Annotated in this window: 30 protein-coding genes and 1 pseudogene; 14 read left to right on the top strand and 17 right to left on the bottom strand. The window is 35.1% G+C overall.

The genetic code is table 11. The annotated features are described in order from the left end of the window. Nucleotides 1–19: 19 nt before the first annotated feature. The 10 genes from IPI31_09740 (at nucleotide 20) to IPI31_09695 (ending at nucleotide 6,656) form a co-directional block, all read left to right on the top strand. The gene (locus IPI31_09740) at nucleotides 20–1,261 is read left to right on the top strand and encodes a cation:proton antiporter (protein MBK7568091.1); all 1,242 of its coding nucleotides are present in this window, start codon (nucleotides 20–22) and stop codon (nucleotides 1,259–1,261) included. 94 nt (nucleotides 1,262–1,355) lie between these two features. Then, complete coding sequence (locus IPI31_09735) at nucleotides 1,356–1,742, top strand: hypothetical protein (GenBank protein ID MBK7568090.1); 387 nt, start codon at nucleotides 1,356–1,358, stop codon at nucleotides 1,740–1,742. Between the two features lie 192 nt (nucleotides 1,743–1,934). Beyond that, nucleotides 1,935–2,315, top strand: a complete 381-nt coding sequence (locus tag IPI31_09730) for a hypothetical protein (GenBank protein MBK7568089.1) — start codon at nucleotides 1,935–1,937, stop codon at nucleotides 2,313–2,315. 26 nt (nucleotides 2,316–2,341) lie between these two features. Next, entirely contained in the window at nucleotides 2,342–2,875 is a 534-nt protein-coding gene (locus IPI31_09725) for an SRPBCC family protein (protein MBK7568088.1), read from the top strand. A gap of 115 nt (nucleotides 2,876–2,990) precedes the next feature. Then, on the top strand, nucleotides 2,991–4,163 hold the full coding sequence (locus IPI31_09720; protein MBK7568087.1) for a hypothetical protein: 1,173 nt from the start codon (nucleotides 2,991–2,993) through the stop codon (nucleotides 4,161–4,163). 98 nt (nucleotides 4,164–4,261) lie between these two features. Beyond that, nucleotides 4,262–4,654 (top strand): DUF1801 domain-containing protein, encoded by a 393-nt coding sequence (locus IPI31_09715; protein ID MBK7568086.1) that lies wholly within the window; start codon nucleotides 4,262–4,264, stop codon nucleotides 4,652–4,654. A gap of 25 nt (nucleotides 4,655–4,679) precedes the next feature. Beyond that, a complete protein-coding gene (locus tag IPI31_09710) occupies nucleotides 4,680–5,042 on the top strand; it encodes a DUF2200 domain-containing protein (protein ID MBK7568085.1) in 363 nt (120 codons plus the stop codon). A 279-nt stretch (nucleotides 5,043–5,321) separates the two neighbouring features. Further along, nucleotides 5,322–5,606, top strand: coding sequence for a hypothetical protein (locus tag IPI31_09705; protein MBK7568084.1), 285 nt, complete (start codon nucleotides 5,322–5,324; stop codon nucleotides 5,604–5,606). A 52-nt stretch (nucleotides 5,607–5,658) separates the two neighbouring features. Beyond that, the gene (locus IPI31_09700; GenBank protein ID MBK7568083.1) at nucleotides 5,659–6,045 is read left to right on the top strand and encodes a hypothetical protein; all 387 of its coding nucleotides are present in this window, start codon (nucleotides 5,659–5,661) and stop codon (nucleotides 6,043–6,045) included. A gap of 122 nt (nucleotides 6,046–6,167) precedes the next feature. After that, nucleotides 6,168–6,656, top strand: coding sequence for a hypothetical protein (locus IPI31_09695; protein ID MBK7568082.1), 489 nt, complete (start codon nucleotides 6,168–6,170; stop codon nucleotides 6,654–6,656). Nucleotides 6,657–7,033: 377 nt separating this feature from the next. Here the strand turns inward: IPI31_09695 and IPI31_09690 are convergent, their stop codons facing one another. Further along, on the bottom strand, nucleotides 7,034–7,963 hold the full coding sequence (locus tag IPI31_09690) for a T9SS type A sorting domain-containing protein (GenBank protein ID MBK7568081.1): 930 nt from the start codon (nucleotides 7,961–7,963) through the stop codon (nucleotides 7,034–7,036). Between the two features lie 247 nt (nucleotides 7,964–8,210). On the opposite strand from IPI31_09690, the gene IPI31_09685 reads away from it, so the two are divergent. Next, nucleotides 8,211–8,447: a hypothetical protein gene (locus IPI31_09685; GenBank protein MBK7568080.1), complete on the top strand. Its 237-nt coding sequence runs from the start codon at nucleotides 8,211–8,213 to the stop codon at nucleotides 8,445–8,447. Here IPI31_09685 and IPI31_09680 read toward each other — a convergent pair. From IPI31_09680 to IPI31_09635, 10 genes are all read right to left on the bottom strand, one after another. Further along, on the bottom strand, nucleotides 8,444–9,334 hold the full coding sequence (locus tag IPI31_09680; GenBank protein ID MBK7568079.1) for a T9SS type A sorting domain-containing protein: 891 nt from the start codon (nucleotides 9,332–9,334) through the stop codon (nucleotides 8,444–8,446). The genes IPI31_09685 and IPI31_09680 overlap by 4 nt on opposite strands. Next, nucleotides 9,335–9,706 (bottom strand): T9SS type A sorting domain-containing protein, encoded by a 372-nt coding sequence (locus tag IPI31_09675; protein MBK7568078.1) that lies wholly within the window; start codon nucleotides 9,704–9,706, stop codon nucleotides 9,335–9,337. A 31-nt stretch (nucleotides 9,707–9,737) separates the two neighbouring features. After that, nucleotides 9,738–10,697 (bottom strand): hypothetical protein, encoded by a 960-nt coding sequence (locus tag IPI31_09670; protein ID MBK7568077.1) that lies wholly within the window; start codon nucleotides 10,695–10,697, stop codon nucleotides 9,738–9,740. Continuing rightward, nucleotides 10,669–11,154, bottom strand: a complete 486-nt coding sequence (locus IPI31_09665) for a hypothetical protein (GenBank protein MBK7568076.1) — start codon at nucleotides 11,152–11,154, stop codon at nucleotides 10,669–10,671. The genes IPI31_09670 and IPI31_09665 overlap by 29 nt, the downstream gene beginning before the upstream one ends. A 106-nt stretch (nucleotides 11,155–11,260) precedes the next feature. Beyond that, on the bottom strand, nucleotides 11,261–12,001 hold the full coding sequence (locus tag IPI31_09660; protein MBK7568075.1) for an ATP-binding protein: 741 nt from the start codon (nucleotides 11,999–12,001) through the stop codon (nucleotides 11,261–11,263). A gap of 60 nt (nucleotides 12,002–12,061) precedes the next feature. After that, complete coding sequence (locus IPI31_09655; protein MBK7568074.1) at nucleotides 12,062–12,511, bottom strand: hypothetical protein; 450 nt, start codon at nucleotides 12,509–12,511, stop codon at nucleotides 12,062–12,064. A gap of 2 nt (nucleotides 12,512–12,513) precedes the next feature. After that, the gene (locus tag IPI31_09650) at nucleotides 12,514–12,705 is read right to left on the bottom strand and encodes a hypothetical protein (GenBank protein MBK7568073.1); all 192 of its coding nucleotides are present in this window, start codon (nucleotides 12,703–12,705) and stop codon (nucleotides 12,514–12,516) included. Between the two features lie 8 nt (nucleotides 12,706–12,713). After that, nucleotides 12,714–13,202, bottom strand: a complete 489-nt coding sequence (locus IPI31_09645) for a transposase (protein ID MBK7568072.1) — start codon at nucleotides 13,200–13,202, stop codon at nucleotides 12,714–12,716. Nucleotides 13,203–13,784: 582 nt separating this feature from the next. After that, entirely contained in the window at nucleotides 13,785–14,249 is a 465-nt protein-coding gene (locus IPI31_09640) for a hypothetical protein (GenBank protein MBK7568071.1), read from the bottom strand. Continuing rightward, the gene (locus IPI31_09635) at nucleotides 14,225–14,548 is read right to left on the bottom strand and encodes a hypothetical protein (GenBank protein MBK7568070.1); all 324 of its coding nucleotides are present in this window, start codon (nucleotides 14,546–14,548) and stop codon (nucleotides 14,225–14,227) included. Before IPI31_09635 ends, IPI31_09640 begins: the two co-directional genes overlap by 25 nt. Before the next feature lie 677 nt (nucleotides 14,549–15,225). On the opposite strand from IPI31_09635, the gene IPI31_09630 reads away from it, so the two are divergent. The 3 genes and pseudogenes from IPI31_09630 (at nucleotide 15,226) to IPI31_09620 (ending at nucleotide 16,793) form a co-directional block, all read left to right on the top strand. Further along, the gene (locus tag IPI31_09630) at nucleotides 15,226–15,702 is read left to right on the top strand and encodes a PAS domain-containing protein (protein ID MBK7568069.1); all 477 of its coding nucleotides are present in this window, start codon (nucleotides 15,226–15,228) and stop codon (nucleotides 15,700–15,702) included. A gap of 89 nt (nucleotides 15,703–15,791) precedes the next feature. After that, entirely contained in the window at nucleotides 15,792–16,289 is a 498-nt protein-coding gene (locus tag IPI31_09625) for a HAMP domain-containing histidine kinase (GenBank protein MBK7568068.1), read from the top strand. A gap of 47 nt (nucleotides 16,290–16,336) precedes the next feature. Beyond that, nucleotides 16,337–16,793, top strand: a pseudogene (locus tag IPI31_09620) (hemerythrin domain-containing protein). 207 nt (nucleotides 16,794–17,000) lie between these two features. On the opposite strand, the gene IPI31_09615 reads toward IPI31_09620, so the two are convergent. The 6 genes from IPI31_09615 to IPI31_09590 form a co-directional block, all read right to left on the bottom strand. Beyond that, on the bottom strand, nucleotides 17,001–18,101 hold the full coding sequence (locus tag IPI31_09615; GenBank protein MBK7568067.1) for a hypothetical protein: 1,101 nt from the start codon (nucleotides 18,099–18,101) through the stop codon (nucleotides 17,001–17,003). A gap of 1,284 nt (nucleotides 18,102–19,385) precedes the next feature. Next, nucleotides 19,386–19,520 carry a hypothetical protein gene (locus tag IPI31_09610; GenBank protein MBK7568066.1) on the bottom strand — a complete coding sequence of 45 codons (135 nt, stop codon included), beginning with the start codon at nucleotides 19,518–19,520 and terminating at the stop codon, nucleotides 19,386–19,388. Then, nucleotides 19,513–19,620 (bottom strand): hypothetical protein, encoded by a 108-nt coding sequence (locus tag IPI31_09605; GenBank protein ID MBK7568065.1) that lies wholly within the window; start codon nucleotides 19,618–19,620, stop codon nucleotides 19,513–19,515. The genes IPI31_09610 and IPI31_09605 overlap by 8 nt, the downstream gene beginning before the upstream one ends. 5 nt (nucleotides 19,621–19,625) lie before the next feature. Then, a complete protein-coding gene (locus IPI31_09600) occupies nucleotides 19,626–19,763 on the bottom strand; it encodes a hypothetical protein (GenBank protein MBK7568064.1) in 138 nt (45 codons plus the stop codon). Nucleotides 19,764–20,042: 279 nt separating this feature from the next. Next, a complete protein-coding gene (locus tag IPI31_09595; protein ID MBK7568063.1) occupies nucleotides 20,043–20,291 on the bottom strand; it encodes a hypothetical protein in 249 nt (82 codons plus the stop codon). Beyond that, nucleotides 20,288–20,467, bottom strand: a complete 180-nt coding sequence (locus tag IPI31_09590; GenBank protein MBK7568062.1) for a 3,4-dihydroxy-2-butanone-4-phosphate synthase — start codon at nucleotides 20,465–20,467, stop codon at nucleotides 20,288–20,290. Before IPI31_09590 ends, IPI31_09595 begins: the two co-directional genes overlap by 4 nt. Nucleotides 20,468–20,871: the final 404 nt, after the last annotated feature.

Raw genomic sequence — 20,871 nt, 5'->3', positions numbered from 1 at the left:
AAATAAACACTATTAAATTATGACAACAGCCATCCTAATAATTATAATTGGAGTTTTCATCTTTTGGGGGCATTACCTGAGCGGAATGTTTGAACGCAAAAGTATTCCGGATGTGTTGGGGCTAATGTTACTTGGTATGTTGTTAGGCCCGGTGTTTAAATTTGTTGACCCGGATTCCTTTGGAAAAATGGGTCCTTTGTTTAGTAATCTGGTGCTGATATTTATTTTGTTTGAAAGTGGAACTGATTTAAAGATATCAGAAATAAAATCTTCGTTCAAGGAATCAGCGGGTATTACAACTTTGAGTTTCCTGATAACATGGCTTGCAGGGTTTATTTTAAGTATAATTATTTTCGACCTGTCCTGGGTGAGTTGTCTTTTTATTGGAGCTACCCTTGGAGGAACATCCTCTGCGGTTGTAGTAGGATTGGTAAAAAAAATAGCGGTGAAACCTAAAACTGCAACCACACTAATCATGGAATCTGCAGAATCTGATGTATTCACACTTGCTATTCCCCTTGGAATCCTGGGTTTCATGATAACAGGGGAAATGGAGGCCAGTGCCATTATTTCTCAATTCATTTCTTCTCTTGTACTTGCATTAATTATTGGAATTGGAGGTGCATTTTTATGGTCTTTTATTATCAGCAAAATTCCCACATTAAAAACTACGAGTTTTTCTACCCCTGCTTTTTTATTTATTCTATATGGGGTAGCGGAATATTTGAAATTCAGCGGACCGTTAACAGCCTTATCCTTTGGAATTGCAATTGGCAATCTTCAATATTTTGAACCCAAAATTTTGGAAAATATTATTCCGAATAAGAGTATAATGTTACCGCAGAAGGAAAGAGATTTTTTTAGCGAAATAGTTTTTCTTTTGAGAATATTCTTTTTTGTTTATATCGGAATCAAAATGCAGATCGACAGGATTGATTTATTATTGTGGGGAGCATTTATAACACTTATTCTTTTTGCAGTAAGAATAATTGCAGTAAAAATTGTAGCTGCCAATGATTCACCCATGTTAGATAAAGCGGTAATGTCAATAATGATTCCTAAAGGATTAGGAGCTGCGGTTATTGCAACATTGCCCTTGCAGGAGGGACATACAGATGGTATTATAATACAATCCATCTGCTTTTCAGTGATTCTTTTCAGCACACTGTATTGTGTTGGGTTATTTTTTATGATAAAAACCGGTGTGAGTTTACCGTTTTATGCCAGGCTGTTTGGGAAAAATAAAGTTGCTGAAGAATGAAGTGGAACGCAAAGATCATTCGCCAATGCCCGAGAAGTGGAAATCGAGGAGTTTATTTTTTCAGAAAAGATGTTTAACCTATAATTTGATCCTTATGCACCTAAAAATCATTACAATTCTGTTAATTTTTACTTTCCCAATTATGTTTTCAAGTTGCGACCCATATTATTTAATTACAGTTACAAACACCACGAATGATACTACCACCATTTTAGTTAAAGAAACTGTTGATTTTAAGACTGAAAAAAACAAAATACGTACAACGGAAGATGGATTCGATGTTTATCAGTTAGAACCCAAAGAACAGATAATGGTTGGGTCGGCAATAGCAGAAATTGATAACGAGATCCCATTTGAAGTGATTATAATTGCAAAAAACAGAGACACAATTTTAGCGGATAATGTTGAGGAAATAATCGATCTATTTGATCGGAATCTATTTGGGGGACTTAAAACTCCTTATAATATCTCTATACAATGAAGAAATTCTAGGGCAACCATTATCAACCGCATTTTCTCTATAAGATAGGTTAGATTCCATATAAATCAAAACTTCGTATTTTTATTATCGATTTTTCAATATCCTTCCCTATTCGATGAAGGTTAACGACTATCGCGATATTACAAAAGTTGCACAGGCAATAAAAACCAAGTAACCAAAAAACCATAAATCATGACCGAAGTAAAAAAAAATCTCCCGAAATGGATACTTATCATATCCGGAATATTTGCAATTCTGGAACTTATGGTAAGTATACAGTTATGCTTTTCGCCGCAATCGGTTATGGAAAATGCCGACCTTAAAGCAGAAGGAGTAAAATATCTGATTTATATGTGGGCTGCCCGGCAATTTGCACTTGGATTTATACTCGCTTTTGCAACAATAAAAAGGTCGGCTCCCATGCTGATTTTAGCATATATTTTCCTTTTGGTTATGTTTATTGGGGACCTTTTAATTGGAATTTCCCAAAAAGAAAATACACTTACCATTGCTGCGGTTGTAATGATCATCGTATCATCGGCAATGATATTTGCTATAAATAAACGTAAATAAATTATAGTCATTTAAAAAGTTATCAAATGAATATATTATCCACCATTCTACTGGTAATAGCGGGAATAATAATTCTGTTGTTGATCATAGCGTTATTTATGAAAAAGCATCATTACGTAAAACGCGAAATTGTGATAAATGCACCTCTTCAAAAGGTATTTGGCTTTTTAAAATTGCTTAAAAACCAGGATCAATTCAATAAATGGGCAACTACCGACAAATTAAACAGGAAGGAAGAATTTAAAGGAACAGACGGAACAATTGGATTTATTTATTCCTGGAGTGGAAATAAAAATGCCGGTCAGGGTGAAAAGGAAATTAAGAACATTGTAGAAGGAAAAAAAATTGAAACAGAAATTCGTTTTATAAAACCAATGCGGGTTACTTCTTATACAATTATGGAAACAGAATTCCTATCCGATAATGAGACCAAAGTATATCTTATAAATGGCGGCAAATTAAAATATCCGATTAATTTAATGATACCAATGGCAGAAAAGAATTTTGCGAGGGATATGGATGAAAGTTTGAACAAACTGAAAGTTATACTCGAAAAATAAACTTACTATAACCTGATTTATCTTTAAAATTAATTTTTGTATTTTTAATAAAGTTTACAAAACCACAAACAAGGAAAATTGGGCATAGGGTTGCAACAATATTAAATTGAACAATTTGAAAAATACTCTCTTTACACGAACATTTATAATCCTATTTAGCATTGCATGCAGTTCCTGCAACGCTCAGGTTAAAACAAACGACCCACAAAGTACTGATATAAAGCCTAAATTAATTAAAAATCACTTCATCCCCGACCTGGCTGAAGAATTTATGTTTGTGCAAAGCGGGTTGCAGGATCGTTTGGGTAATATGTGGTTCGGTACAGCAGGCAACGGAATTTATGTTTATGATGGCACTTCCTTTGTTAATTTTACTCATAAGTCTTTTATTAATTTCTCCCTGAAAGAAGATCTCAATCACAATGATATTCTAAGTTGCCTGGAAGATAAATCAGGCAACATCTGGTTTGGTACACGCAGAGGTTTGATCAGATATAAACCGGGTGAAGGAAAACCCGAGGCTAAAGATTTTAACTTATACCTGATTCCACAAAACACTATAAACAGTTCTACTGGAAAACGATCACCCTATGTGTTTCAAACCGGCGATAATTTTGTATGGAGTATAATGCAGGACAAATCCGGAAAAATTTGGTTCGGAACAAGTAAAGGAATATATATTCATGATCCAACTAAAGATTATGATAAAGATGAACCTCTTTTTAGATATTTTTTAGATAATGATTCACTTATAAATAATAATAATTTGAAATTAATGGATATCTCCGCAATGTTACAGGACAGGTATGGAAATATTTGGCTCTCTTCAGCTTGGTCGAAAGGAGAAGGCATTGTTGTGTTTGATGGAAAATCTCTCAATAATTTTACCCCGGATAGTATCAATTCATTTCGGTCAATTATTGAAAAAAACAACGGAGATTTGTTATTTCTAAGCCCAACTCACGGCATTTATGAATATAATGGTAAATCATTTTCGAATTTGAATGAAAAAATTGGAATTAATGGTGAGATGCTTGTATGTTTTTTGGAGGATGAAAATGAAAACCTTTGGATTGCACATAATAACGGAAATATGCAAAATGAAGGAGATGGTGGTTTATGGCGATTTGATGGCAAATCGAAAGAACTTTTTACGACAAAAAATGGGTTAAATCATAACCATGTTTATACCATAGTAAAGGATAGAAATGGAAACATTTGGTTTGGCACAAGAAATACCGGTTTATGCAAATACGATGGAAAAACATTTACTGATTTTACGGAATAAAGATTTTAGGGATAATATTAAATGAAAATTTTGTTTACCTTAGTTTTAGCAAATATGTTTTAATTAAAATGTTAAAAATAAATATTATCTAAAAAACTATGAACCAGGATATTAAAACCTACAACGACCAACAAACCCCAGAAGACAAAAAGATCTGCAACCTTCTAGCAGAGATCATTGATCGAGAATTACCCGAAGCAGAAAACAAAATTTGGCATGCACATCCGGTTTGGTTTTTGGATGGGAATCCAATTGTTGGATATAACAAACAAAAAACCGGGTTGCGTTTAATGTTTTGGAGTGGCGCTGATTTTGATGTGGAAGAATTAAATGTGGTAGGCAAAAAATTTAAAGACGCTTCCATTTTCTATACGAATGTGGAACAAATAAATAAAAAAGAACTTGTGCGTTGGCTTAAAAAATCAAAAGAAATTCAGTGGGATTACAAAAATATTGTGAAAAGAAAAGGACAATTAACAAGATTAAAATAATTTCGATCTGATATAAAAATAAATTATGAAGACCACCATACATCACGATGCACGAATTGCAAATATGACATTCTCTTCAGTTTATCCTCTCTATATCACTAAAGTAGAGAGAAAAGGCAGAACAAAAAAAGAATTGGATCAGGTAATAGAATGGTTAACCGGTTTCAATGAAAAAAAGCTGAAAGAACTCATTGATAAAAAAGTAACTTTTGAAACATTCTTCCAGCAGGCAAAATTAAATGAAAATGCTCACCTGATAACAGGTGCAATTTGTGGTTATCGCGTGGAGGAAATTGAAAATCCCTTAACCCAAAAAGTAAGGTATTTGGATAAATTGGTGGATGAATTGGCAAAAGGTCGCAAAATGGAGAAAATTTTGCGTGCATAGGTCATATGAACCATCCGAACAATTCATTCCTTGATCTCCTTAAATTAAATTGTATAAACATCCTTCCGTCAATTACCCATTCCCATTGCTACCACCATCACCCACCCACTCGTTTTTCCCAACCTACTCACATACTCAACCTCTCACCTTCTCACCACTCTCCTCCTCAAACCCTTAAATGTTAAAGTTTCTAAACAGTTGATCCATCCCTTGCAAATCTGTTGAGAGCACCTTAACTTTGCAATTCAAAGCACTTTTAAACCTTAAATTAGATCAATTATGAAAAACTTACATCTTTCCATCATTTTATCCATAGTTGCAGTTATACTCCTTATTCCACTTGTTGCCATGCAGTTCTCCCTGGGGTTCGACTGGAACACCTTTGATTTTATAATAGCAGGTATTTTGCTGACTGGAACAGGCCTTATTGTGGAATTTGTTTTGCGAAAAATTAAAAAAATGGAATATCGCATAGTGTTGTGTTTAGCGATCTTCGCCATTCTGTTCCTTGTATGGGCTGAGCTCGCAGTGGGCATCTTCGGCAGTCCTATCGCAGGATCATAATAGGAATAGAATAAACGCGAATTAGAAGTGATTCCTGACTTATCTTTGCGGCGTGAAACAAAGTCTTAAAACAATTGGCGTATTGCAATTTTTGCTGCTTTATAGCATTGTAATTGTTTTAAACAGTGGTTTTTCTAAAACGGTTGATACAAAGGAACATGGTTTTGGATCCGACAAGGGTAATTATGAAAGCAGTTTCAGTATAGATGAAATTTCTGACCGCCTTTATCACACAAATCAAAACGAAAACTTCTCCGGGCTTATTAATATTACGCCTGTTCCGGCAATTAATAATAACATTGATTTAATTTTTAATTCTTCCGCTAAGGAGCAACAAATTTATATTGCAACCTATACTGCATATGAATTTATAGCATCGAAACTTCTTTTGCGATTAAGGCAAACAGATATTATATTTCCTTTCCATTATTTCTGGTAAAAACAGAACAATCTCACTTTTTTATTTACGGAGATATGGCCTCCAATTTTATTTTCCGGTTTAACACTACAAAGTGGTAAATACGGATAACATTTTATTATTAAATTAAAAATTGACAAATAATGGATTCAGGATCATTAATTACAGGAGGAATAATTTTACTTATTTTAATTATTCCCTTTATTTTTTTAGGCAGTAGTGTTAAAAAAAGAAAGAAAAAAATTCTTTCCGCACTAGAAGGCCTTGCGCAGAAAAATAATTGCAATATTACTAAATACGATGTCTGGAACGACACTGCAATTGGCATGGATGAAACAGTAAAAGCTATTTTCTTTTACAAAAAAATTAAAATGAACGAGATATTTATTCCGATAATGCCCGATCAATTTCAAAAAAGTCGTGTAGCCAACAGCAGCAGGGTCATTAAAAATGAAGCCGGAAATTACACTGTTATCGACCGATTGGAACTCGTTTTAACACCCCGTGAAAAAGGTGTTCCGGAAACTATACTGGAATTTTTTAATGCGGGATCAGATTTTTCTTCACTTTCGGAGGAACTGGAATTGAGCAGTACTTGGAATGAGACGATAAACAATTGTATCAGGAAATAAATAAATTCGAAATATGTGCTTCGTCCCTCCGTGTTTATTGAACATGGAGGGATGTTTTTTTTAGTTTATTTGAAGGTAAACAGATTACATTACTTTATGACTTTTTGTAACTTTGAACTGAATAAGATCAAAGCCTAAACCCTATGTTTTCATTCTTTAAGTCGAAAAAAACCACAATTCCTGCTCCTGACTGGGCCTTCTTTTTTGATGATGCAGAGTATACAAAATTTATCACTGAAATTGAAAATTATTTTAAATCTCAGAGGCTTCAATTTGAGATATCAGATGGTATCGTATGTAAATAAAAATGAATTTGGATTTGAAAATCTAGGTTTATCCAATGTTGCTCAGGTTTGTAAACAACATGGTGTAAACCACTAATCAATAAATATTTTCTTTGAATACTTTTTACTGTCTGAAGATAAATTGATAATGTAATATCCAGTTGGTTGATTTAATTTAATAGAAAAAATTCTATCCGTCATTATTTTGGAATAGATCAATCTGCCTGTAAGGTCATAAATATCAATTTCTAGTTCTTTAGGCAATTCCTCTACAGTTATATACACAGTGTTCTCGAAACTATAAACTGTGGCATTTAATTTATCTAACTCATTAATTCCAACAGTCGTTGTATCACCTATAAGATCGCCTGCCAAAATTCCAATACTGCATTTTGTTTCATAGGCAAAATCCTTAATTACAAGCTCTTTGCCTTCGTTCTTTACATCACAACGTATCCATCCATAATGGTAACAATCTTCGCTATCTTTAAAATATACTCCTAAATGGTGATCATTGCTTTCGGGGTACCAATCTCCGCCATGTTTAACGTAAGAACTATATTGTCCGCGATATCGAAACGCTAAAATTTGAAAGCCATCGTCCTGAAAACTCAAAATATCATCAATCATTTCTCCGGCATCCAGAGCATAAGGAAAATAAACAAGAAAAGAACCTGCCGCAGAAGAGCCGCCCCAAACTTCAGTGAATCCTGCTATTTTATTTCCTACCGCCTGAGGACCAGCAGAAAGTGCACTCAAGTGAGACGTTATATATCCTGAATAATAGGTGGTTTCCAAAAATGAAAATGATCTTCTTATAACAGCAAAATCAATAATCTCATCGCCATTCATATCAATATCAAATGTTTCATTATTGTAATTTATCAGCGTATCAGGAATGTCAGTATAAACAGCTTCTGCTGCCGCTTCCTCATGCACAAGCAAAAAGCAGACAGCAAAAGCCGAATAATTTTGGATGCTAAATTCCGTTTTTTCACTGCTTAACGAGTTTTTTGACAACAAGTGTCTGATCATCAAATTTAACCATTATTTGATAAACCCCAACACTCAAATCTGGAATTGAGCAGCACTTGGAATGAGACAATAAACAATTGTATCAGGAAATAAATAAATTCGAAATTTAGGCTTCGTCCCTCCCTGTTTACTGAACATGGAGGGATGTTTTTTAGTTTAATTGTAGGTAAACAGGATTACATTACTTTATGACTTTTTGTAACTTTGAACTGAATAAGATCAAAGCCTAAACCCTATGTTTTCATTCTTTAATTCGAAAAAAACCACAATTCCTGCTCCCGATTGGGCATTCTTTTTGATGATGCAGAGTATACAAAATTTATCACTGAAATTGAAACTTATTTTAAATCTCAGAGGCATCAATTTGAGATATCAGATGGTATCATACGTAAATAAAAATGAATTTGGATTTGAAAATCTAGGTTTATCCAATGTTGCACAGGTTTGTAAACAACATGGTGTAAACCATTAATCTATAAATATTTTCTTTGAATACTTTTTACTGTCTGAAGATAAATTGATAATGTAATATCCAGTTGGTTGATTTAATTTAATAGAAAAAATTCTATCCGTCATTATTTTGGAATAGATCAATCTGCCTGTAAGGTCATAAATATCAATTTCGAGTTTTTGTAATTCACTTACATTTATATAGATGGTATTCTCGAAACTATAAACTACAGCATCCAATTTATTTTCATCTTCGACATCAACATAACTGATTGTATCATAGGCTACTATCGGATGATCGCACTCCGTTTCGTATGCAAAATCTTTTATGACCAATTCACGACCAGAATCTTTTACGTCCAATCGAATCCAACCATAATGATAACAATTCATGGTATCTTTAAAATATATTCCTAAATAGTGGTCTAGCACCTCAGGAAACCAATTCCCTCCATTATCTGCATAGGAACTGTATTCACCTCTATAAACATAGGCCAATTCTTGATACCCAGCAAATTGGAAATCTAAATCCTCATTTATTAGTACATCCTCTGCAAGTGCATATGGATGATATACCGTAAAGCCACCGTAAGAAGGGCTTAATATAACTCTCTTACCTGCGATCATGTTTCCAAAGACTTGGGGGCCTGCATAAAATATACATAAGTGAGAAGTGATATAACTTGACCAATAAGTAGTTTCAAGAAATGAAAAGGATCTCTTTAAAAGCGCAAAATCAACAACCCCATCATTATTCATATCAATACCAAATGTTTCCCAATCGAAATCTATTAAGGTATCAGGAATAATGTCGGAGTAAACAGCTTCAGCTGATGATTCTGTTTGTAATAACAAAAAACATACAGCAAAAGCTGAATATTCCTCTATATGAAATTTTGTTCTCTTCAATTATTGTTTAATTAACTTTCCAACGGCTATATTGCCATCCTCAAATTTAATGATTATTTGGTAAACTCCATAACTCAAACTTGATATGTCAAGTTGTTGTCCACTTATAATGTCAGTTTCCATACAAGTGCTACCAGTAACGTTAATCATTTTGACTTCTAATTTTCCTTGAATGGCAAAATTGTCTTGTAGCCCGATGACTGAAACCGTATTGTTTGCGGGGTTTGGATAGAGCTTCATATCATATTGACTTTTAACTTCATCAACCCTGAGAGGGTAATAAGCCCGGATAGGAACTTTAAAATATCCATATGAATATGCAGGAGCGGTCAACGTTAATAGTGAATCACCCCAAGGTACGTTTATATACATAATAATATTTTTAATTTCAATCGGATATAGTTCATTGCAAGTTGTATCTTCTGGCTAAAGCATATGTCTCATTTAATCGGTATAAAGTGCCGTTACCTTTTCCCGAAGTAGAATATGGTTTCAATGCATCTATACAGAAGAGTTCTGCAGTATCAGACACTCGAATTTTTCCACCATCAACATATACGCCGAATGTCCCTGCGGTATTAATTAAATATTCCTGGATAGTATCACGGATGTTACTGTAGTATATATAAAGGAAATTCTGCTCGGGATTTATAAATACTGAAGGTTGCACATTAACACTTCTAGTTGCCATAGTGTAATTTGTTTGCAAATATTTTAAACCATTTTTTGTTATTTCACTTAACAAATCAAATGAATGAAATGTTGTTCGTTTCATTAAATAATTTCTAGCTTCTGGATCTGTAGCTTTTGGAGTGATGTCATAAGGTGGATAGTTCTTACCTAATGTATCAAGTTCTTCATTGGATGCAGGATGAATCATTGCATTTGTTGCCCCGCCTCCAAAATTATGGAAAGTCGAAAGAGTGTGAAATCCAGTTTGGTAATCAGAATCATAATTAAGTTTAATGTCTTTCAAAAACCATTCAAAAACAATATACCCATGCATAAATCCATGAGAAACAACACCAATTCTATTTAATTGACCATCTCTGTAATTACCTTGATCTTTAAAATTCCATTCTGTTACCCATAAATCTTTTTGGTGTGGCACTCCAGGGTAAAATAATAAAGTGTCTCGATGGACGTCATACGATTCTTTATATCGGGTTTGTAGAAATTTTCTAAAATTGATTCCAATAGTATCAAATGTTACTTCTAACCGTTCATCATAAGTATCAAAAAGCCTCTCATCATTCGTTGAAATCGTGTCATCTAAATTGCATTCGTAGGTGGAATCCAGATTATTCAGAGGGATATGTTCCCAATTATGTCCGTCATAAATGCGGATGCAGAATAACCGCATCAAATGCATACCGTTTAGCAAATGGCACACCAGTAATATTCTCTTTTGCACTATACTTTTCTCTCAGCTTTGAATTCCAATCTTCATCTATGCTTCTGGTTCCATCGTCTATTCCATTTGGAGAAAAGAGAGCGTATTCTGAATCTTTCAAATTTTCGGCAGGTATTCCAATGGGGCAATGAAAAAATTGATTATTTTTAAATGCACCTATAAAATCATGATTATTCCATACTGAATCTCCTAATACATATTCAAAAATTGTGTCAACACTATTAATTCCATTGAGATAATCCCAGTAATCTTCAAAGGATTCCCACCCCATCATTAATTGAGCATAGTCAAAATATGGTTCGTTACCCATTTCTACGCCGATCACATTAACAGGATAAATATGATTGATAGACGAATCTCGTAAATATTTTACAATATCCGCACATTGAGTGGATATTCCAACCAAACAGACCCCACTTCTGCAATCTAAACTGACCCCTCAAAGTTGCCTCTCATTTTTGATTTATTAATAATTGTTTTTTGCAATGTTTGGCTAAGTTAGTTTTAATTTTTTAAATCAAATTTTTCTTCCGCTTCCAGGTGTCTTTTTTTCTTAATGATTCACCTTTCATTTCAACCCGATGTGCATCGTGCACGATCCGATCTAAAATTGCATCTGCAATGGTTTGTTCGCCGATGATATCATGCCAGCCACTTACCGGCACTTGTGATGTTATGATTACTGATGATTTTCCGTGCCTATCCTCAATGATTTCCATTAATGCTGACCTGCTTTGCGCATCAAGTGGTTGTATTCCAAAATCATCTATCAATAATAATTGTTGTTTTTCCATTTTAGACAGCTCTTTTAAATAAGACCCGTCTGCTTTTGCTATTTTCATTCGTGCAAAGAGTTTCGCACTGTGTTGATACAGAACCCGATAACCCATTGAACATGCCTGATGACCAATTGCTGATGCTAAATAACTTTTTCCGATACCTGATGCGGTAATAATAATATTTTCATGGCGTTTAATAAAATTACAATCAGCCAATCGGTGTATTTGGTTTTTATCTACCCGATTATCATCAAAAGTAATTTGTTCGATGCTTGCTTTATAACGGAACCGGGCATCTTTCACTGTCCGATTCATTTTTCTGTTATGTCTATCGTCCCATTCCGATTCAATCAGATGAGTGACCATTTCATCCGAGGTAAACTTTTCGTTCTTACCTGATTCCATTGATAATTGGAAGGCTTGTGCCATTCCCAGAAGGCGCATGGACTTCATTTTGGTTAACATTTCCTGCATTGTTTTTTTGTTTTTTGATTTGATTAAATAAATAATTTTGATTTTTTATTTGCATTATTTTTATTGATAATAATCGCCACCGCGTATGTTTTCATGCTGTGGCATATTATCGGGGCCGGGTTCATCTGTATAGTCATCCATATTATTTTTCAATATATCATCAATGATCCCATAGTTGTAATAACCCACCTCTATTGCACGTCTGCATGCATTTATTAATCTTGCAGGTCCTACTCGTTTTGCAAATGATAAGATACCCGAACATGACTTATAGGATTGTTCAGGGTGTTGTCTTTTGGCAAGTACTTGCTCAATATATTTTTCCACAATTGGATCTATTGCTCGTGCTTGATCTAAAAAAAAAGTTGGATTCCATTCTGTCAGATATCTGTGTTCGGGTGAGAGGTGTTTTGGATCAGTTGTGTATCGATGTGGGTTCAGCACTCTTTTGTGTGTTGCAATAAGTTCGTATTGTTGAAAGATTTCCACTAATGAACGGGAGTATTGCAACCTTAATTTTTCCCGATCAATTCAAACGGTGCACTATAGTAATGCTGGTCTTCAGCAAGCCTTACATGACCATTCTTTGCCACAGTAACCTGGATCATTTTTCGCATTTCGTATCTGGAAGTGTTCAGCGGATCCAGTGTTGTTTTTTCAAAAGTCCATTGTTCTGTTCTTGAATAATTTTTTCCGGTAAGCAATCCATTATTTAAATCAGTGAGATAGATCCGGATCTGTTCATTGAGCAGGGGCAAAGGCAAAATACCGGTTTCATAAATACGGGTATAAATATCTTTATATACAATTTTAACCATATTCTCCACATGTGCTTTGTCCTGTGGCTTTCGGGAGCGTGCAGGCAAGTACCCGTAAATCCATAATGATTTGCAAAGGATTTAAAATTTGCATTTAATTCCGGTTCGTATTTATCTGTTTTAATTACTGCTGCTTTCAGATTATCTGGCACCAGTGCAGAAGGAACTCCATTAAAATAAATCAATGCATTTTCGCAAGCCAAAATAAATTCCTCACTTGTTTGATCCTGCATTGCTTCCACATATACAAACTGGCTCCAACCTAAAATAGCAACGAATATTTCAGCTTGTTTTATCTCTCCGGTTTCTGTATCAACATAAGGTAATTTAACTCCTGCAAAATCAACATAAGCCTTATCTCCGGGCTTGTGTTCAATATGCATACTGGATTTGCTTTTTTTTGATATTGCCTGTAATAGAAGTAAAATCGTGACTCTTTATAGGTATCGGGATGTTCCTCCAAAAATCGACGTGCATGGATAGCAATGGTCATACCCCGCTTGCGTAACTGCTTTTCCATAATTGGAAAAAAATCGTACACCTGCTGTAATTTATTACTTGCAATAACCTCTTGTACGGGATTGAATATTTTATTTAACTCGTAGTCCGTCAAAAGAGAAAGCTCCTCCCAGGGCCTTTGTAATCGATGATAGGCATCGATATACAGCTTTACTGTGTTCTTGGAAATAGATAATCGGCCTCCGATCTTCTTTTTGCCCATTCGTTGCGAATAAAGCTTCATTATTTGTCTGATTGTGTTCATACTAATTGTTTTATTCGCCATGATTTATTAAGTTTACAGAATCGTCATAATACGATAATGCAAACAGTAAAAAATCACCGTGCTAAAACAGTATAATCAAATCAAAAATGCAGGGCCTGTCCAACATGAAACAGGTGGGGCCAGTTTGGATTGCAGAGATGGGGTCAGTTTGCTCCGCAGAAGTGGGGTCAGTTTAAATTGCTCAGGTGGGGTCAGTTTGACTGGAATTTCCACATTGAGTAGCTGAATTACTAAATATATTTAGGCAGTAAACTACCTTAACAGTTATACCGTTTTCAACTTCAATTTTTTTGACCATTTCTATGAAATCATCAATAAACTTGTGTGTCGAATCAAGATTTTGCTGCTCATTCCAAGATTCCTTGAATTTTTTATAATCGTCCACGTAATTTCCTGCAGGAGTTACCCAATTATCAATAGAATCTTCGATTGAAGCATCATCTAAAACATCAGCTAAAGTCGGATAATCCAAAATGCTATCGGTCATATCAAAATAGCGTACAATTGTTTGTAGGTCATATCCGTAACCTGGTCCACTTAGTACATCCATAAACTTACTATCAGCTCCTCCGGGAAAGCGAAGCACTTGAGGTTGAATATCGCTAATCCACTGCCACTGATCTAAACTAGAAGAGTCGTTAGGCATTTGCAACCTTTGAAAAATACCTGCAGTTGCAAATCCGAATAAACTTTTAGTGACTGTTTTTTAGTTGAACCCAAATTTATCGTTATTATAGAATCTAGGATTCCAAGTTTAAATTCTTCAAATTCCGTTGTTATAGTGTCATATCCTAAATACCAGACCGTATCTATTCCATCTACTACCGTTTCCTGAACAAGTCCATTTGTGTCTGGCATTCCTTCCTCAACAGGCGGAATTGTATCATCGTAAATAAACATACCTTTAAAACCATCAGAAAAAATAAACGTGGTTACATTATTCATACTAAGTAAATAACTTACTGTAAACATACATACCACTAAATAGGTAAGTTTGTGGAGATGGCGTGATTCGTTGGGTTTAGAATTCATATTGTTACATTTTAAGTTATAAAAATTATTGATTTCAAAATTTGTTTCAAATATGTATAAAAAGAAATGGATGTTAGGCATTAAATTATTCCAAAATAGAGGCACTGATATATCCGGATGTATGAATGCTAAATCTCACGCCTTGACTTTAGCAATTAGTGTTCCTACATCCTAATAAAAATTACCAGTTTTCTTATGTAGAGCAACCAAACACTAATTTTTAATAGTCATTTCTTTTTATATCTGATACGAATTTAAACCTTTTATCGTAATAAGGCACAATCTGCTATTAAGGTCAATGTTTGATTCCAATGCGGCGCTGGTTTTTTACTTTATATCATCGGATTTCAAGTTACTTTCTTGTAATAGCGGTTGCGGACGTGGATGTTAGGGCTGTGGTGGTAGTGGTTGCGCTGCATTTGAGACCCTTTTTTGGCCCAAATTATGTTTTAATCCCCGTTTTTGCCTATATTTATGAAAACTTAGCTCTTTTACCCTTAGTGACATGTATGTTTTGACCTGAAGTGCCTCCTTACACCCAGCCTGCTACATTTGTTCGAGCTATAGACACGAACACTTAACCACCAAGAATGACCGACAAGAATCAACAGATAAAATCACTGATAGAGCACAACGACGAACTCGAAAATTATTTCCGCAATACCATTATACCTCAATTGTTTATTGACGGCAACCTCAAATTACAGAAATTTACACCGCCGGCAATGAAACAGTTCAACCTTGCCAAAACTGATATTGGCAGGCCAATTGACGACATAAAAGACAACTTCCGTTTTCCTTCTATCATCGAAAATATTCAGCAAGTAATTGATAGCAACGAAATTCTGGAGAAGGAGATCCAAACCACAGATCTGCGTTGGTATCAGATGAATATTATTCCTTATGTGAAAATGCGCGACAACAAGACCGATGGGGTAATTATCACTTTTGTGGAGATCACCATGCGCATAAAAAACCTGAAGGAACAGGAAAAACTGATAGCTGACCACGAAATTCTGTTGGATACCATTTCGCACGATATCAAAATCCTCTATCCAACCTTGTAATAGCAATTGAGCTGTTTAAAATATAACTCCGGAGGATGAACAGGAGTTCAAATCGCTTCTAAAAATTGTAGACAGCTCTCTCACAAAAAATGCATCTCCTGATAAGTGAGCTCACCGAAACCCGCAAAACCGAACATAAATACAAAGCCGAAATAGAACTGCTCAATTTTGAACATATCTTAGAAGATGTGCGCCTCACGCTCAACGACAATATCAGTGCAATTGGTGTGAAAATAAAAAGCGATATACAGGTATCAGAGATCACCTACTCACGCCGGAAACTGCGATCTGTAGTGTATAATCTGGTGAATAACGCCATCAAATTCAGAGCTCCCGACCGAAGACCCGAGATTTTGATCACCACCACACGCAACGATAACTTTATTGTTATTTCTGTAAAAGACAACGGAATAGGAATAGACCCCACCAAACAGGAAGCCATTTTCTCCAAATACTATCGCCTCGAAAATGAAATAGAGGGTTCGGGCATAGGATTGTATCTCGTTAAAGAAATTGTTAACAGCACCGGAGGCAAAATTCTGGTGCAAAGCACTCCAAATGAAGGGACGGAATTTAGGTGTTTTTAAAGATAGATCATTAGAATAAATAAATATTTTTTTAATTATCACTTTTTATGCAGAACATAAAACCAATAAAAAGAAATGAATTTCTTGCACCGCTTAGCCGCGAGCATCATCAGGCTCTCCTGCTCTGCTGGAAAATTAAAACAGGATTTTCAAAAGGTATTGATGTGCAAAGAATAAAAATTATTGCGATTGGTTTTACCAAACACATTTGATTCAACATTTCGAATTGGAAGAAAATTAGTTTTTCCAATTTTAGGGAATCAGCATCAGCATGTTCTAGATGCACTAGATCAACACCGCCAACTTAAAGAATTATTTAACGATACACCAAATGTTTTATCCCTTCAAAAATTCAGATCGAATTGGAAAAACATATACGTTTTGAGGAGAGAATACTTTTAATGAAGTTCAGGATATTGCAACTCCCCAGCAACTGGAAAACATTCAGACCATTCACAAGGAAGAAGCTTTTGTGAAAATGAGTTGGATGTATTTTGGAAATGAAATAACTTAATTTTTCCTGACAGGTTTTTTAATTTTTCCATCCACCATGTGTCGAAACGGATGATTTCGTAGCCATCAGGATCCCAACGGTAATCGCTTTCACCTTTTTTTAGTAAGTTGAGATTTTCCTTTTGCAAATTAGTAACTGCCTTGAAATCGTAATTCTCTTTTATTAAGGCCTTGAGTAATTTTAAAATTATTTTAGGCCTAGCTATGTTTTTTGTTCGAACAGCTCAACAATTTTCTAAATGTTTCAGTTCTATATTCTAACCAGTCATAATTCTTCAATTCAATTATGCAAAGCATTTCTAGAATTTTATATCCTAACCACCACCCTGCTTTATCTTTAGTTAAGGTGGTCTGTTTCTGTAAAATGGCTAATGATTCACTAAAATTGTTTAAAGCAAATTCATAATTTGCACGAAAAAACATCCACCTAGAGTGAAATACATTACCAGTTTTAACGATTTTAAATGAGGTTACGATCTTAATTTGAGCTTCTGCTTTAATAAATTCCTTCGTAGTCAAATATGCTACAAATAAATTTTCATATAATCCAACTTGATTTGGACTACCATGATAGAAATAGTCCATATGATCTACTGCATATCTTATTGAGTCATCAAATTTATATAATTGCAGACTTATGTTTGATAAATATAATCCCGCAGAACCCATAGCATCTTTTGAATGAACCGCAGGGCTATTTTTTATTAGATCTGCATATTTTAGTGCAACCTTTAAACCTTCAACATAATCACTAGTTAAGTGATAAAAAACTATTTGACTTCGGTAGTAATATGCTAAAATATTTGCATTGGGATTTCTATCTACTAATTCTTTTAAAAGTTTATTTGCCTCTCTTGATTTTTCTATATAGCTTAAATCCTTATTCGCAGCATACAAATTCGGCATAATTATTTGACGCTGATAATCTGCTGCCATTAATTTGTCTTTTATATCATCTATATGAAGCACTTTGTCCTTGGAAAGTTGAAGGTATTTTGGAAGAGTTCGAGATAGTCCTCTTCTTGTTTGTTTTAAATCCTTTAACAATAACAATTCTTCATCTAATTCATATTTATTGGCAATTTTTTCGGCTTTAACTAAAACATCTCGTGCACTTGTAATTAATTGCCTATCAAGTAAAATGTCCGCTTCCATAATCATCATCCTAACTTGATATCTACTTTCGTAAAATTTAGATTTAAATCGTTTTGAGCCTTCACCCCAGAACAATATTTTTAATGCATCGTTATAAAGTCTTTTCTTTAACATAGAAAAGGCCGCACCAGGTTTTGTATCCATAAATTGGCGGCTTCCTTGTCACTTTTAGGGCTATTTTTTGAGAGTTATTTCAAATAGTTTATTTCTTAATATGGTGTCCTGTCTGCTATTTATCGCATAGTATTTACGCAAACTGCTGATCTCAGTAGGTGAAAATGTTTGTATAAGTTGAGTTATTTTTTTCATAATTTTGTTACTTATGGCAGAATAAACAGACTTTACTTTTTGTCACTAATTACTACCTGTTAGCATACACACAGCAGTTTTGTTTACTACCCTTATCGTATCTGTCAGCATACTTGTTAGCCCTTAACACCATGTATTTGCATGTAACAGACTTTTTATTCAGTTTTAATAATACAAATAACAGCTAAATTAACTTAACCTTCTAAATTTAACATTATGGCAATCCTTTTTTCTATTCTTATGTCTTTGGGTATCTTTCTAACCCTTCAAACAACAATGGTAACATCCAAATGAACGATGCACAGCATCATAATTCAAATGTAAATGCAAGAGGCAACGTTTGGGACACTGAAATAGGTGGATAATTAGCCGGATTTCATTAGTCTAACTAGGCTTAGCTTACCTTCCAATTTTTAAAGGAGGGCAATAATCCTCTATGTTAATTTTACTCACGTATTATTTCGATAATTGCTTGATTATCAAAATGATATGATATTGCTATGTAAACCCTCTGTTGAATTGACCTGATTTTTTCTTGCCTGTATTTTTTTCGAGTGACCTTGCACCCTGTAATCAGAAACCAAAAAATTTACGGGTATATGCTTCACACACTTTTAAAAAACGAGCCTTTAAAAAGCGAAATGTTGGTCCCGATCAAATCGTCGCTTGAACACATGTATTGTCACCACGACGGTTGGAAATTGTACAACAAATACAACTGGACGAACAAGTGTTTTGATTTTCTTCTGCAGAAGGACCAAACCGGAGTAGAGCGGGTTGTAAGTGTAAACTTAGATAACCAGGTAACACGACACCATTAACAATTTGCAAAACTGTCGAAACGCTTAAGGCACCACGGCGGCAAGTCACCCGTTAAAGATTTTAGTATTCGACAATCCCGTAGCATTTGAAGCCGCACCCGCGGATGAGCTGATCTCAGTGAACGAATTGCTGAATGTAAGTTACGGCCACGGAACCAAAGCTTGTTGCTTGATTTAACCCTTAAAGGATTTCGTGGCCCATTTTATCCCTCTTGGTTAGGAGGTAAGACTCATTGTGAGAGTTAGGGCAATCTCTATCTTGATATTGTCCATAATTTCTAACCCGTAACCCTTAAAGCTACCCGCTTTTTGGGTTATTCGTTATTAGTTTCAGTTTTCGAATTCCAAGGTCGCGTGGAATTTGAGCACCTACACCATAATCGCGCTGGTCCATGGTGAAACCGAGTTCTAAATTTGCTTCCACATTATCCATTCCTTTCTTGCAATTTATAGGCTTTGAGTTTATTTAATAATCCAATTCCCCTTCCCTCCTGCTGCATATATAATAATACACTTTGGTTCCGCTTTTCCATCATTTTCATTGCGGCATGTACTGATCGCCACAATCGCAAACGTGCAAGAACCAGATATCGCCTGTTGCACAGGAAGAGTGCACACGAACCATCACTGCATCATCCCTTATCTCCAGACTATCTTTTACTGTGCCAAGGTGCACTTCACCGGTTACTGTTGCTTGGGTGTAGGCAGTAATTCAACATTTCCTAGTCTGAGGGCAAGGTAACTGCAACTTCTTTTGTGATGAGCGTTTCTTTTGAAGACGATATTCAACTGGGTCTTTTTAGAGAATAATTTTCAGCTTATGTTTTCTGCAACCTCGGATAAGGTCGGGCAGCCGCGCCATGGTTCCATCCTCATTCGATCTCCACTAAAACTCCCGCTGGTTCAAACCTGCATAACGGGCGAGATCTAGCCGCTTCTGTGTGACCTGTCCTTCTTAATACACCACCTTTTTGCACCTAATGGAAATATATGTCCGGGCGAGCTGATCTTTAGCTGTTATTTCAGGGTTAATTAATGCTTTAACAATAAGTGACCGATCGATGGAACTGATACCTATTGTGCCGCCATGTCCGATAAGATCCACCGAAACAGAGAATGGTGCGGAATGCAATGCAGCATTATCATCCAAATTATTAAACTCAATCCCACTCTCATAACGATCTTCAATAGGTGGCAAGATCAATCCTCTGGAGCGGCAAGTTCGCCATAAAATTGATGATCTCTGTGTGTGGTATTGTGTGCTGCAGTGATGAAATCGCCTTCATTTTCGCGGTTTTCATCATCTACAACAATAATCAATTTGCCATTTTTTATATCTTCTATCGCTTCCCGGATAGTGTTTAATTTTATTTCGTCCATGTCGTTTTTTAGTATTTATTCTACGTTTCGCTGTGTGGGATTCCGGGTAAGGTCTTTATCTTCTAACCCATTTGACAAAATCCTAACAACAATGCCAGGTTCATCATATAAAAATAGGCTACCGGGCTGAGTGCAAAGTTATGGATATTTAAGCTGCTGGAACAGCCTGTCGATAAGGGGAAATAAATCCCAGCAATTGCAAAAAGAACAGAATTTTATAAAATATGTTTGCCCATTAAAAAAGGCAGTGGAAATGAGGGCAACTATCAGAAAGAACGGGCCTTTCCACCGCAAAACCTTGTAGGGATAAAAACTGAATCCGGCTCCGCCGAAAGGATTTTTGGCAGCCCGCACAAACACCGAGATTCTGAAAATTTCCGGCAGAAATGCGGATTTTTCTTTAA

It is taken from the genome of Bacteroidota bacterium (assembly GCA_016706865.1).
GTDB lineage: Bacteria > Bacteroidota > Bacteroidia > Chitinophagales > BACL12 > UBA7236.
The sequence above is the reverse complement of the archived record's forward strand: the minus strand, read 5'-3'. Positions and strand labels throughout refer to the sequence as shown.